13 protein-coding genes are annotated in these 14183 nt (G+C 37.0%); 7 read left to right on the top strand and 6 right to left on the bottom strand.

Features of this window, described 5'->3' with window-relative positions:
- From BUB03_RS07000 to BUB03_RS06990, 3 genes are all read left to right on the top strand, one after another.
- Positions 1 to 1023: a hypothetical protein gene (locus BUB03_RS07000; RefSeq protein WP_073061508.1), complete on the top strand. Its 1023-nt coding sequence runs from the start codon at positions 1 to 3 to the stop codon at positions 1021 to 1023.
- A gap of 181 nt (positions 1024 to 1204) precedes the next feature.
- Positions 1205 to 1654, top strand: a complete 450-nt coding sequence (locus BUB03_RS06995; RefSeq protein ID WP_040993621.1) for a hypothetical protein — start codon at positions 1205 to 1207, stop codon at positions 1652 to 1654.
- 126 nt (positions 1655 to 1780) lie between these two features.
- On the top strand, positions 1781 to 2290 hold the full coding sequence (locus BUB03_RS06990; protein WP_040993945.1) for a ferritin: 510 nt from the start codon (positions 1781 to 1783) through the stop codon (positions 2288 to 2290).
- Positions 2291 to 2419: 129 nt separating this feature from the next.
- Here the strand turns inward: BUB03_RS06990 and BUB03_RS06985 are convergent, their stop codons facing one another.
- Positions 2420 to 5575, bottom strand: coding sequence for a UvrD-helicase domain-containing protein (locus BUB03_RS06985; RefSeq protein WP_394363663.1), 3156 nt, complete (start codon positions 5573 to 5575; stop codon positions 2420 to 2422).
- Between the two features lie 168 nt (positions 5576 to 5743).
- On the opposite strand from BUB03_RS06985, the gene BUB03_RS06980 reads away from it, so the two are divergent.
- The 3 genes from BUB03_RS06980 (at position 5744) to BUB03_RS06970 (ending at position 8185) form a co-directional block, all read left to right on the top strand.
- Complete coding sequence (locus BUB03_RS06980; RefSeq protein ID WP_073061505.1) at positions 5744 to 6490, top strand: peptidase associated/transthyretin-like domain-containing protein; 747 nt, start codon at positions 5744 to 5746, stop codon at positions 6488 to 6490.
- 5 nt (positions 6491 to 6495) lie between these two features.
- Positions 6496 to 7374 (top strand): carboxypeptidase regulatory-like domain-containing protein, encoded by an 879-nt coding sequence (locus BUB03_RS06975; RefSeq protein ID WP_228417791.1) that lies wholly within the window; start codon positions 6496 to 6498, stop codon positions 7372 to 7374.
- A 76-nt stretch (positions 7375 to 7450) separates the two neighbouring features.
- Positions 7451 to 8185, top strand: coding sequence for an SIMPL domain-containing protein (locus BUB03_RS06970; protein ID WP_040993627.1), 735 nt, complete (start codon positions 7451 to 7453; stop codon positions 8183 to 8185).
- A 121-nt stretch (positions 8186 to 8306) separates the two neighbouring features.
- Here the strand turns inward: BUB03_RS06970 and BUB03_RS06965 are convergent, their stop codons facing one another.
- The 4 genes from BUB03_RS06965 to BUB03_RS21830 form a co-directional block, all read right to left on the bottom strand.
- Positions 8307 to 8819 (bottom strand): GNAT family N-acetyltransferase, encoded by a 513-nt coding sequence (locus BUB03_RS06965; RefSeq protein WP_073061502.1) that lies wholly within the window; start codon positions 8817 to 8819, stop codon positions 8307 to 8309.
- A 2-nt stretch (positions 8820 to 8821) separates the two neighbouring features.
- Entirely contained in the window at positions 8822 to 9043 is a 222-nt protein-coding gene (locus BUB03_RS06960; protein WP_034712816.1) for a PspC family transcriptional regulator, read from the bottom strand.
- Positions 9036 to 10307, bottom strand: coding sequence for a DUF2851 family protein (locus BUB03_RS06955; RefSeq protein WP_073061501.1), 1272 nt, complete (start codon positions 10305 to 10307; stop codon positions 9036 to 9038). Before BUB03_RS06955 ends, BUB03_RS06960 begins: the two co-directional genes overlap by 8 nt.
- A gap of 355 nt (positions 10308 to 10662) precedes the next feature.
- Complete coding sequence (locus BUB03_RS21830; RefSeq protein WP_175547491.1) at positions 10663 to 10803, bottom strand: hypothetical protein; 141 nt, start codon at positions 10801 to 10803, stop codon at positions 10663 to 10665.
- Between the two features lie 525 nt (positions 10804 to 11328).
- Here BUB03_RS21830 and BUB03_RS06950 point away from each other — a divergent pair.
- Positions 11329 to 12954, top strand: a complete 1626-nt coding sequence (locus tag BUB03_RS06950; RefSeq protein WP_073061499.1) for a transcriptional regulator — start codon at positions 11329 to 11331, stop codon at positions 12952 to 12954.
- 73 nt (positions 12955 to 13027) lie between these two features.
- Here BUB03_RS06950 and bshA read toward each other — a convergent pair whose 3' ends face one another.
- Positions 13028 to 14176: an N-acetyl-alpha-D-glucosaminyl L-malate synthase BshA gene (gene bshA / locus BUB03_RS06945; protein ID WP_040993637.1), complete on the bottom strand. Its 1149-nt coding sequence runs from the start codon at positions 14174 to 14176 to the stop codon at positions 13028 to 13030.
- Positions 14177 to 14183 lie beyond the last annotated feature (7 nt).

The following is a 14183-nucleotide window of genomic DNA, read 5'->3' as shown; positions in this document are numbered from 1 at the left end:
ATGAAAAAAATATTTTTGGGATTTGCTTTGGGACTGGCAGTTTTGTCTTCCGCCCAGCAGTATCCAAATAATGGGTGGGGAGATGACGGATATTATCAGAATGGAAATGGTTACGGAAACGATGGCTATTATAATGATGAGGATGACAGGAATTATTTCCCGGACGATTATTATTACAACTATCCACAGGACTATTATCCTAGTGATTATTACCAGGGATACTATAACGACTACAGAAACAGTATAGTCAACATCAACTGGAATGTATTCTTCAGAGATAACAGGCTGAACCGCTGGCAGATCGATCAGATCCTAAGACTTAATAACCTGTATGTAAGTTTTTCCACATGGAATAATTTTTACAGATACAACCCGGACAGATGGTACTATGACAGATTTTATGCATTGGAAAGAATTTTAGGGCCCAGAGTGTTCGTTGTTTTCCAAAACAATTATTACAGAGGAATGAGTCCGGTTGTCTACTTCCAGAACTACAGAAGAACATATTATGCACCAAGATATGCGGTAATGCCAAGATACAGGAATGTAAATATCAATGTGTATAGAGTAGACAGATCCAGGTTCCGTAGAATGGACAATCCAACCTTCAATGTAATCCGAACCGGTAGCAGATCCAATAACGGATTCAGAGGTTCAGGAAGAGAAGATACAGGAGGTTTCCGTAAACAGGCTGATAATACCCGTTATGAAAATAATAACGGTGGATTCAGAGGGAATTCTGAGAATAACGGAGTTCGTGGAGGATATGGAAACAATGGCGGTTTCAGAGGAAATAATGAAGCAAACAGAGAAAGACCCCAAAGAGAAAATAAAGGCGGTGGATTCAGAGGAAACAATGAAATGAACAGAGAAAGAGCTCCGCAAAGAGAAAATAACAGTGGAGGATTCAGGGGTAAAAGCGGAGGCTTCCGATCTGAAAATTCATCAAGACCGCAACAGAATAACCGAAGCAGTGAAAACAGAGGCGGAGGTGGTTTCAGAGGCCGGTTAGTAAGCAGATAATAATTTTCATATATTATATTTAAGTGGTGTGAAGGGCAGGTTTTAGGATCTGTCCTTTTTTTTATTTTTATTTTATTATTTTAATATTAAAATTTAACATTTTTTATGAATATTACCGTTTAACTTATCTTTTAACTAATAATCAAAAAGATGTATAACAATTAATTAAATATTTTTTAAGATGAAAAAATTAGTTTTAGCAATAGCATTTATCGGAATAGGAGGTTTTGCAATGGCACAACAAACAACAACTCCACAGGACAAACAGGCAAGAAGAGCTGAGATGCAGCAAAAAATGCAGCAGAGGGAACAGGAGCATCTGGATCAGATGCAGAAAGATCTTAACCTGAACCAGTCTCAGGTAGCTCAGATCAAAAGTCTTCATGAAAAAAGAAAAGCTGAAATGAAAGCTGAATTCGATAACAATAAGGAAGCCAGACAAGCGAAGATGGAAGCAATGAAAGCTAAAAAAGCACAAATGGATGCCGATATGAAGAAAATCCTGACTCCGGAACAATATGATAAATGGCAGGCTGACAGACAAGCTAAAATGGAGCAGAGAAAAACAGCAATGAAGGATAGAAAAATGATGAGGAAGCCTATGAATACTGCTGTTCAGGAAGCAAAATAGTTATTCATAATTTTGATTTTTTAATGTGTGAAGGACGGGTTTTTCTCCGTCCTTTTTGTATTAATTTTCATTAAAACTTTTGATTTCGGGCTTTTATTGCGTATTTTTGACTATAAATTTATACTTATGATCAGCGAAAAAATTGCAACATTAATTAACGAACAGATCGCTCACGAACAATATGCCGCACAATATTACCTTTCCATGTCTGCCTGGTTTTCAGGAAAAGACCTTGACGGAATTGCGAATTACTTCAGAGTTCAGAGCAAAGAAGAATTGATGCACGCAGATAAAATGTTCGATTTTTTAAATGACGTAGGCGGGGAAATCATCATCGGGGAAATTGCAAAACCTCCGCATGAGTTCGAAAATGCTATTGATATTTTTGAAAAAGCACTGGAGCACGAGAAAAAAGTAACCAGAAGTATTTTCAATATTGTAAAAAATGCTAACGATGAAGGAGATTTTGCAACCACTTCTTTCCTTCAGTGGTTTATCAATGAGCAGGTAGAAGAAGAGGCAAGTGCCTCCCAATACGTAACAAAGATTAAGATGGTTTGCGATAATCCATCTGCATTATATCTTTTTGATCAGGAATTGTCTCAGAGAGTATTTACCCCTGATCCTACAGCTTAATTACTTTATATTGTAATAAACCGCCCCGCCGTTCGGAGAACGGCGGGGCGGTTTTGTTTTGATTATATTCAGTTATCCACAAAGTTACCCACATTAGTTGTGGAAAACGCTGTGGATAAAATTTCTTGATTAAAGATAAATAAGCTGGGTCTTTAAAACCTTTCTTCCCAGGCTTTCCAGAACATTTTTATACCTCTCGATCTGGCGCTCATTTTTTTCACTTTGCTCTCCTGTTTTGAAATCGACAATAATATAGCCTTCGTCTCCCTTCAGAATACGGTCAGGACGCAGCATATGACTTTGGCCTCTCTCGGAGATCATAATATCTTTTTCATTAATCACTTCCCACTTTTCATCAAAGAACTCAGAATATTTTCGGATGATCTGAACCAGTGTTTCCTGGATCTCATTTTTTTCGTCCAAAGTAATCTGCCCATCCAGTAGATAGCTTTCCAGGACTTTGGCAATATCTTTTTCTGTATTGATTTTCGACAATAATTCATGGACAAAAAGCCCGATTCTTACCTTCTCATTCCGTACCTGATAATTTTTGGAAGGGGTGGCAATTTTTATGGAAGACCTGTTTTCATTGATGTTTTTAAGATTCTGAATATTCTTGGTCTTGAATAATGATATTTTGTCACTGGAATTTTTTTTCAGCATTTCAGGATGCACTTCATACAGGTCGAATTCATCAGCTCCCTCGGTGTTTTTTTCATTAAAGAATTCCAGCAGCTCAAGATTATTGGATGTTTTATTCGCCTTCTGAATGTAGAAAAACAACTGTTCCACAGGCCGGGTAGTGGCCACATATTGCAGACATAACCTGTCAATAAGATTTTTATACGAGTTTTTCTTGTTGAATGCCTCTATTTCTTCATCGTAGACTTCCAGATTTTTACTGAACTGGTTAATGTTTACGGATTTCAGGGCATCATCATTATTTGTATCGAACCAGTTGGTGAACTCACTGTCACGGTTTTTGTTCATCATTGGGATAAATACAATCGGGAATTCCAGTCCTTTCGATTTATGAATCGTCATGATCTGTACCGCATCAATGTTTTCCGACGCCTGGATGGTATAAGCAGAAGCCTCTTCATCCCAGTATTTTAAAAACTCTTTCGTGCTGGCACCGGCATTCTGAGTGAAATTGAAAAGCATTTCGAGGAAGTTCAGGAGGAAATCCGTTTCCTTGTTTTCCACAGCAAATTCATTGATATAATATTCCACAAAGTTGTACAGATTAAACCTTGGGAAATTATCCTGTTTAAGCTTGAGTGAATATTTATTCTGAATGAACAGCAGGATCTCCTCATGCGTTTCTATATCCAGAATTTCTTTCATTTCCAATGTAAAATCTGCCATGTGAATTCTTCCCAGCGTATTCAGGTAATACATCATCATGATCAGATTCGGTCTGTTTTTAGGATTGATTTCCCATCGGAGAAATTCAACCACCGCTTTCAAAGTATTGGAAAGTTCCAAGGTCAGACCTTTATCGGAAATGGTTTTGATATTGGTTTCCTCCCCCTGATAATTCACTTTAAGATTTCCCAGTTTTTGGGAATAACTGAAAATGTCAAAGTTTCCACGGCATAAAATTGTAATATCCGAAAACTTAAAACCATTATCCAGGCTTTCCTGAATATCCTTCCGCATTTTTTCTGAGGTATCATTATAAAAATCCTCGTTCGTGAGATTTTCGATCAGGTTGACCTTCACACGGCCATCGATCCGGGATTTTGAGCTCTGTTCAGCATCTTCCCCAAAAATATTCCGGTGTTCTTCCTCTAAACCTGATGAATGATAACGGTACAGCTCATTATTAAACTGAACGATATTTTTAGCGCTACGCCAGTTATCCTTTAATACAAGAAGATCTGCTTCCTTTGGCGAAAATTCCTTCTTGTTGATAATATCCAACATTAGCTTGCTTTCCCCGCCACGAAACCTGTAGATACTCTGTTTAGGATCGCCTACGAGCGTAAAAGAAGTGTTTTCTGTAGAAACGCTGTGATCACGAAGAGGAACAAAATTCTGCCACTGAAGCTCAGAGGTATCCTGAAATTCATCAAAGAAATAATGCTGAAACTGCGAACCTACTTTCTCATAAATAAAGGCTGACGGCTCATTTTTAAGGTTTTCATTGATCAGAATATTGAATTTTGAAAGCAAAACAAGGTCGCTTTCCTCTTCAATTTTTTTTAATTCGTCCTGGATATCTTTATTTACTTTTAACGGAAGAAGGGCAGAGAGGATTTTTTCCTTCTTTTGAGTTTCAATATATAAAAGGATCAGCTGCATTCTGTTGTCAAGAAGCTGATCCAGAATTTCCAGGATATCAGGTTCTTTACTTTTGGATTTTGAAGAAGCTCCTTTCCTGTAATTACTGACAACCGATTCTTCAAGGGTGGTTGGAAAGGGAAAACCCGGCCTTTTCTGATTGTAAAAATCCTGTACTTTAGTGAAAAATCCTCCGATTCCGTTTTTACCCTGAGCAAAATCCTCGATCTCTATATTTCTCGACCGGAACAGCTCAATAGATGTTGCGGCAATTTCTGCAGACCGTTTTTTATTTTGTACAATTTCCTTTCTGAGTGTATTTTTTATATTCTCGTAGTTCGTATCATCAAAGCTTTTATTGCTTTTCAGGTGCTCATAGTGAATATCCTTTACAAACTCCTTGGCGGAATCATAAAGGTTTTTATTAAGATTGATCCTTTCATTGTTTTCCAGGCTGTAATCTACATAATCCATGAAAGAATTGGAGATATTTTCATTCTCGCCGATCTGATCAAGCATTTTATCCACAGCTTCGATCAGGAACGGTTCAGCTTCTATTTCAAGATTGAAATTTTTGGCTAAGCCCAATTCATAGGAAAAGCTTCTTACCAATCTTGAATTAAAACGGTCAATTGTTCCGATATTTAAGGTAGAATAATTGTGAAGTACATAATCCAGTAATTTTTTTGAACGGACATGAAGTTCATCAATGGTAATTTTCAGTCCTTCAGCTTCAAAGGCCTTCTGAATATTTTTCAGGTCATTATTTTCAGCAAAATTATCTGCAGAGAAATTTCCAAGCCAGGATAAAATTCTCTCCTTCATCTCATTAGCCGCTTTATTGGTAAAAGTAAGGGCTAAAATATTCCGGATCGACTGCTGCTGGTTGGGATAGCGCAGACAGATCATCAAAAGCCTCTGGACAAGGGCGTAAGTTTTCCCTGAACCGGCGGAAGCATTGATGACTGTATAAGAATTTTGCATTGCTGAATTTAGAATTGAGACTGCAAGTTAGCTAATTTTTAAGTGAAATTTTAACAATTTGGAGGAGCGATTTAACAGTTTGCCCGGCAAAAATCAAAAAGAAATGCTAAAACGCGTTAACTGTGGTTAAACTTGCCATTTGGATTAAAAATAATTTTAGCTTTGCTCTATAAAAAACTGTCCGTGAAATTTAAACTACTCTTTCTTTTAACTTCCTTTCTTTTCATTAATAGCAATGCCCAGAATTATATTTTTGGAAAAGTAACTTCAGAAGATAATTCGGAAATGCCGGATGTTACAGTCATCAACATCAGAACAGATGAAAGAACTATGACGAACCGGGACGGGCACTTCATGGTTTCCGGAAGGGCAGGGGATGAGCTTAGGTTTGTAAGGGTAGGTTACGAACGTCTGGTTAAAAAAGTTTCTGGTGAAAATATAGCATCTCCCCTCAATATTACTTTAGTAAGAGAAACAATACTGATTCCCGAAGTAGAAGTGAAACAGGGAATTACCGGTGATCTTAAAATTGATGCAAAGAATCTTAACAGGCCTAAAAAAGTAGAGAAGCTGAACAAAGATATTGACCGCTATATTGCACAGAAATCAGATCCAAGAATACTTGCCGCAAAACCTGGCGAATTTGTACAGCCTAAAGGGCAGGGCTTTTCTATAGGTAAAGTTAAAAATAAATGGGATGATATTGATTTGGGCAGTTATCTGAAAACAGCCCTCGGCGAAGAATATTTTACAGATCTGAAAATTGATAAATCTCAGATTGACCACTTTATCGGCTATGTTCTGGCTGGTGGTTTTGAAAGAAAAACTATCCTGAAATATGGGTTCTGCAGCGATGCTGACCTTCATAGATTTCAGCGGTTTGTATTGACGAGAATTTCTTCTTACCGTGCTCCGCAGACTCAAAGATAAATACGGTGAGAACTTACATCAGGGAAAATATTTTTGCAGTTCCGTTTTGTGAAGTTGTGACGAATAGCAGCAATAGAAATTTGAATGCGGTTTCCATCATTAAATGGAAGAAATTTTCGCTTCTTCTTATTTTCATGTTTATTCATTGCTTTTCACAGGAAACCGTTACAGGTCATATTACTGATGACAGTGGGGCAGATCTTAATTCTGTTATTGTAATTAATATGTCCAGTGACCAAAAAGTTTACTCCAATTCTATGGGGATGTTCTCTATTGAAGCAGCTCCGAATGATGAGCTGAGATTTGTAAGGGCAGATTTCAGGAGGGTTTCCGTCATTGTACCTGCTGGTGGATTCAATGCACAGCTTTTGATAACCCTCATCCCAATCCCCAAAGAAATTGAAGAAGTGAAAGTTGTTAAAAAGCCAACCGGTGATCTTGAAACGGATTCCAGGCTGGCAGCAAAGGTAAATAAAGGTGAGATTGTACAGGAGGCAATAGGCTTACCACAACCTGTAGGAAAGATGAGGGAAAAACCGGCAGAAGTGAAGCAGGTACTTCTCCCGATACTTTTGGGCGGCCTGGATGTTCAGGGAGCTTATGACCTGATAAGCGGAAAAGCCAGGCGCCAGAAAAGACAGTACAGATATGATGATCTCCAGGAGCATATTGCATGGGTAAGGAACAGGGTGGATAATGAATATTTTACCAAAGCAGGCATCCCGGAAGAAAGGATTTCAGAGTTCATCCAATATTCGTTTGAAATGAAACCGCAGGTCCGGACCTATGTAAAAGCAAGAAACCTATCCGGAGTCCTTTTAAGAATGGAAGAAACCATACCTGCTTATCTGGAGCGGTTAAAGCATAAAAAATTACAGGAATAAATGTTAATAAATTCTTAAAATTCGGAATGAAAATTGATGTATTGCTATACAATATCAATTAATCACAAACCAATTTATGAATAAAAATATTATTGCAGTAGCAGTCGGAGCACTGGGTTTTGTCCTTGGGCTCGGTTTATTGGGAAACGCTGTAAAAAACAGGAATAAATCTGAAAATACCATTTCCGTCACCGGCTTGGGGACCAAACAGTTTACTTCCGATCTGATTACATGGTCCGGAAGCTTTTCAAAAAATAATTCCGATCTGAAAGCGGCTTATGATGAGCTGGCGATAGACAGAAAGGTAATTAACGATTATCTTCTTTCAAAAGGTATTAAGCAGGCTGAGATCGTATTCTCCTCTGTAGATATTCAAAAACAGTTCAGAAGTTATAACGACTCTAACGGAAATTATGTGCAGGGTGAATTCTCAGGGTATAATCTTACCCAAAAGGTTTCTATTGAAAGCAAGGAAGTGGTGAAAATCGAGAATCTTTCCAGAAACATCACAGAAATCATCAACCGCGGTATTGAGTTTACTTCTTCAGCACCTTCTTATTTTTATACTAAACTGGCCACGGTAAAGCAGGAAATGATAGCCAGTGCAACCAAGGATGCCAGGGAAAGAGCAGAAAAGATCGCAGAAAATTCCGGAAGCAGCCTGGGAAGCCTTAAAAAAGCAACAATGGGAGTCATTCAGATTACAGAACCCAATTCCAATGAAGACTATTCCTACGGCGGAACATTCAATACTTCTTCCAAAGAAAAAGAAGCAAATATTACTATAAAACTGGAATACGAAGTCAACTAAAACCCTCTACAATACTACAAATAGTTGTCTATCCATTACACTCCTCCGGAGGGGTAGCAGATCGAAGATCTGACGGGGTGGTCAAAAAAATAAGCCGCCGGAATTTCCGGCGGCTTCATGTTTAATGATACACAATGTCATAGATTTCCTCTTTCACATTGTTTAAGTTTTCGGGGGTATAATTGGCAAGCAGCCAAAGATCCAAAGGTTTTTTCCCTTCACCATAACTTGGCTGTACGTACATTTCGTCAATCAGGGTAAACCCGTTTTTCTGATAGAAGGAATAACGTCTTTTTGCGTCGTCGCCCAAATGATCAGGCTCTATCTCCAAAATAATTCTGGGATAGGTTTTAAACAGATATCCTGTAATATGTGATCCCAGTTTCTGGCTTCTGAATGCTTCGAAAACTTCAAAATGTTCTACAAAAACATAAGAGCTCAGTTCCCACAGGATAAGATAGCCAATGGCCTGAGATTCATGAAGTACAGAAATCACCTTCACATATGGGTTTGAAAATAAAGCGGCAAATTGTTTCCAGTCCCTTTGTTCATCTGCGGGAAATGTACTGGAATAAGACGAATAGATGTCCTGGACTCTATAGTCTTCGGCAGAAGTAATCGGTAAAAATTCCATAATTATAAATCAAAAACGCTTGGTCTTCTGGTGATAAAAATATCTTTGATCCAAAGCGTGAATGCCAGCCCCAGGTAAATTAAAAAAAAGAAGCCGGCAGTTGCAAAAGTAGAATAGATAAAGAAAACCCTTAATTTAGATACGGGAATCCCCAGCTTAGCCCCCATTCTCGTAAGGACGCCAAACCATTCTCTTTCCATTTTGTGGCGGATATTATCAAACATTAGAAGATTCTTTTAAAAGTTTAAATCCAATACTGCAATTTAAGCAATTTTTTTCTTCACACGAGGTTTTATGATGATAAATAAGACTCTGACTCTCCAAAGCATTTTCTACCTTCATGCCAAGTTTCTTCCATCCTGAAATTACAGTGTTTTTTTCAGCCGGGCTGTTCCTGTACAGTTCCAGTATTTCATCCGTAATTTCTTCACTGTGATATTTGTTATAAGTATACTTAAATGGAAGTACAGTATTAAGGATAACCAATTCAATAAAATCCCTGCTCAATGTTTTAGGCTGAAATTTAGAAACGCTCCCGAAATTAAAATGAAAATCCCAATATTCAGATGCTTTTACCGGAGCAAAAACCTCGTACAGGTCATTCATACTTTTAGCTTTAATAATCTTTGAAAACAGATTCTGATGCCTGTAATAAAGATCGGCAAGCTGGGAAAGACGGAGTGTAGGAAAGTTGGGAGGACGCAGTCTTAAAAATTTAGGATGAAATGTTAGGTTCGGGATATTAAATTTTTTACGTAAAAATTCAAACTCTCTTTTCCATATCATCATTCTGCTGTCTTTCGGGTGATCGAGCCATCCGGAAATACCAAACAGTAAAGCTTCCAGCTGGGATTCATTCTGCCGGATCTTGTTAACGATACTGAAATCTATACTTTCCGCGATCTGCCTGAAAATATGGGCATTTACCTTTAATCCGAAGGAATAGGCCAGACTATGAAAAAGAACAGCTTCAAAATTGTTTTTGTAGTTTTCTAAGCTTGCTTCCAGTTCCAGGGACTTTTCATCCAGCTTTTTAAGGATATTGGCTTCATGAAAACCAGGTGGAATTTTGGTGGAATCGAAAATGTTTTCACAGGGAATAAACAGCGTTCCGTTAATGAGCTTTTCGTATTTCCAAAGTAGGGTGGGGTCAATATAGTTTTTCAGTTCCAGCGTAGGAACGCTTTTAGAGAGGAGCTCACTGATCTCGACATTATTTTCATAAACAACATGGAGGATAATATTTTGATAATTGGGATCCTGGGAATGGTTATGGAAAACCCAATCGGAAGCCCGGACGTGCAGCTCAATATGTCCGGCAATGACAAGGTCTTTTATTTTAATTTTCGCATCAAGGAAATCCGGACCTGCATTCGTATTCCATTTTCCGAAGCTGATGATCTCAACAGGTTGCCCTTCAATATCCTTGAAGTCGAAATGTTTGAAAACCTTATAGTTCCAAAGATATTGAAGCAGCTTTTCCGTCATAGTGTGACGATAAATATAAGGGAAATATCAGGTTTTTGTTGGCCTTACATTAAAGTTTTCCGCGAATATTCTAAACATTTTATGAATTGTAGGAAAAATGTTTTCCAAATGAAATTTATAGTGAATTTATTATACCATTTTCTTCCATTTGGCAACTGTATTTCTGCTTATCATGACATGTTTGGTTTAAACTTAAAATGAAAGGTGATGTGTAAAAAACAGCATCACCTTTCAAAATTTATAGTGGTTAATAGTGGTGCCCCCTCGCCTCTAACCAAGACTATTTTAATTGTGTTTTTTTTAGGCACCGGGATTGAAAATTGTATAACGTTCTTTACTGGAATCAAAAGAGGATTCAGTAATTCTTCAAATAATAGATTAATACGAAAGACAGAATCAAAAGAACCAGATAGATCACGGTTTTAAAACGTTGCAGCATCTTCAGGAATTTATAGCTCCTGATATTTTTCTTCAATTCATTATCTGTATAGTTCATGGTGTATCTCAGATGAGAATTATTTATGTTTTTATAGCCTTTTTTAAGTTCGTTTTCCGACTGTTTTTATACTTTATCTTGTGCAGGAAGTGAATTTTTTATGTATTCTGTGATGAGTATATTTTTTTTGTTTTTTTTATAGATGTAGATTTTTATTTATCGGATAGAATATTTAATCTGATTATTTTATGTTCAGAAATATTTTATAAGGAAAATATAATTCTTATGAATGCAAATATGTTATTCTAAACCTTTACAGGTAAGAAATACAGGAAACAATTTATTTACAAGCTTAAAATAGGGTATGTACAAAGTATGTACAGGATTGGTTAATCTTTTGATTACTAATGCTTTAAACTGACATGGTTCGCATGCTATAAAATAGAACTTTTTTTCATTTATATAAAGCTCAGGTATATATTTGTACACTACATAAAAAAACACACACATTAACCGTTAACGTAATTGTAATAGAGGGTGAATAAAAAAAATATTTTGATTTTTGTTTTTACTTGCTTCAGCCATATGTATTTTTCACAAAGTGATTTTGATAAAGAACAGCAGTTGATTTATACCTATTTATTCAGCAATGAACTTGTAAAAGCAAAGGATCTTATCTACTCAGACTATCTGGCTTCAAAAGACGAGTCCAGAAAAGTAATAGGCTATGTTTATCTTTCCTTTTATTATTCTATGATTAAGGACAGGCGTGAAAGAGCGGAAATATTAAACCAGGCAGAGCTTATTGCCCAGAAAACAAAGAATCCATTGGATAATGCCTATGTCAATTACGGTTATGCAGGTTATTTTATGGAGTCAAGTGATGATGAACTTTTCTTAAATTTCTTCAATAAAAGCTTCAATACCTTCAGTAAGTCACCCAACGAGAATTTTATGCTCACCTTGCTGTACTTTTTGAAACAGATGTACAACAGTGACTTTTCGGGATATTATAAAACCCGTGATTATGCAATTAAAACAGGTAATCCGGTTCTGATAAGCTGGTCTCTGAGCAGATTAGGCAACTCGTGTTTAGATGAATTTATCCGTTCAGGTCATAAAAAAGATATTGATGCAGCCGTCAGCTTTTATAATCAATCCTACCAGTATGCGAAACTCATAAAGGAGCCTGCTGCAAGGGAAAAATCGTTTATGGTATATTATATCAACTATTCATATGCATTAAATCTGGTGACCCCGAAACAATATGAAAAAGCGATGGAGCTGAATGCCCTGGCTGAAAAGGTTATTAATGATAATAAAACACTTGAAAAATACAGGAGTGATGTGTACGGTAACATCGGCTTTACTTACGAAGGGATGAAAAACTACAAAAAAGCTGAAGAATTCTATCTTAAAGCCTATCAATACTATGACGCTAACAATTATTATAAATTGATTAATAAAATTGCGGTTTTTGAAAACCTGTCCAATATTTATCAAAAGCAGAATGACTTTAAAAAAGCACTGACCTATGAAAAAAAAATAAAAGATATCATCAAAGATGATGGTAAAAAAAGATTAAGCAATAATGTTGGAATCATGAAGCTTTTTTATAATGCAGAGCAGAAAAACCAGCAGATAACCGAATTGGGAAAAAGGCAGATACTTTATATTGTCATTATTATCCTTATCATTGTGGCCGGAGTCTCCCTGTATTATACTTTCAATAATAAATATGAGCTGAACAAAAAAAATATAGCTCTGCTGGAAGCAGAACAGAAAATCCTGGTTATTCAGCAGGAAAGATTAAAAAAACATGCCCTCGCCATATCGCTAAGGCTGGATTACAAGAATAATTTTATCAAAGGCCTCAAATCCAGAATGAACGATAAAACGGAAACCAGCCTGGATAAAATCTGGAAAGAAGATCTGCTGAATGAAAATGAATTTAATGAAATCCAGAACATTGTAGAAAAAGTTCACCCTGATTTTTTTAAATCCCTGGCCAGTAAATCAACGGCAAAATTATCCAATCTTGATATGAAGTATGCAGCGTATATTTACATGAATATGGATAATCAGCAGATCGCAAATATCCTTAAAGCAGACCCGAATACCGTACGGGTTGCCAAATACCGGCTAAAACAGAAAATGGGATTGGGCAAAAATGATGACCTGAGAAGCTTTATCCAGAATATGGATTTATAAAATTAATTTTTGATTCAATAAAAAAAACCTTCCGCATTGCAGAGGGTTTTATAAGGTATAGAAAAGAGCTGGGTTATGCCTTCGCAAGCTCCTTTTTAAAGTTTTCTATAGTCGTTCTATACATTTCTTCATAGATAGGAAGAATGTTTTTCAAATCGAATTTTATAGCCTGATCTTTCGCATTTTTCTTCATTTGGGTTAAAAGATCATCATTGCTCAATAGTTTTATCGTATAGTTGCTCATCGCCTCTACATTTCCGATCTCTGCTAAGAAACCGGTTTCACCCTGGATGTTTACCTCAGGAATTCCGCCGGCGTTAGAACTTATTACCGGAGTATAGGCTGCCATAGCTTCAAGTGCTGCCAGACCGAAACTTTCCTGTTCGGAAGGAAGCAGGAATACATCAGAAAGCTGCAGGATTTTGTACAGATCATTTACTTTTCCTAAAAGACGGATCTTTGAAATGAGTTCAGGATTTTCTTCCAGGAACTGGTTTACCTTTTCCATATCCGGGCCTTCACCTATGATAATCAGTTTAGATTTTACCTTTTTCTCCACATTTTTGAAGATCTGAAGGACTTCATCTACACGCTTCACCGGACGAAGGTTGGAAACATGAATCAGGATTTTCTCATCGGGACTGGCAAACTGGGTCCTCTGGCATTCCGTACAGTCGTCGAATTCAGAATTATCAATAAAATTGGTAATCACCTGTATTTCTTTTTTGATATTAAAGAACTGAAGTGTATCTTTTTTCAGACTTTCAGAAACCGAAGTAATGGCATCCGACTGGTTGATGGAAAATTCTACGGCATGCTTATAGCTCGGATGCTGTCCTACAAGGGTAATATCTGTTCCGTGAAGGGTAGTTACCAGAGGAATATCATTATGATCTTCTTTAAGCATTTGTTTGGCCGTAAACGCTGCGTAGGCGTACGGAATGGCATAATGAGCGTGCAGCAGATCCAGCTTATACAGGTTCACTACACGATAGATCATCGAACTTAATGCAATATCATAGGGCTGATACTGGAAAAGAGGGTAAGTCTGTACATTCACCCGGTGAAAGAAAATATTGGGATTCGTAATGTCTAATCTTGCGGGAAGTGCAGAACTTATAAAGTGAACTTCATAGCCTTTATTGGCCAGGGACATTCCCAGCTCTGTTGCTACGATTCCGCTTCCGCCGTATGTTGGATAGCAAAGTATGCCTATTTTCATTAGATTA

It is taken from the genome of Chryseobacterium oranimense (genome assembly GCF_900129755.1).
GTDB classification, from domain to species: Bacteria; Bacteroidota; Bacteroidia; order Flavobacteriales; family Weeksellaceae; genus Chryseobacterium; species Chryseobacterium oranimense.
The sequence above is the reverse complement of the archived record's forward strand: the minus strand, read 5'-3'. Positions and strand labels throughout refer to the sequence as shown.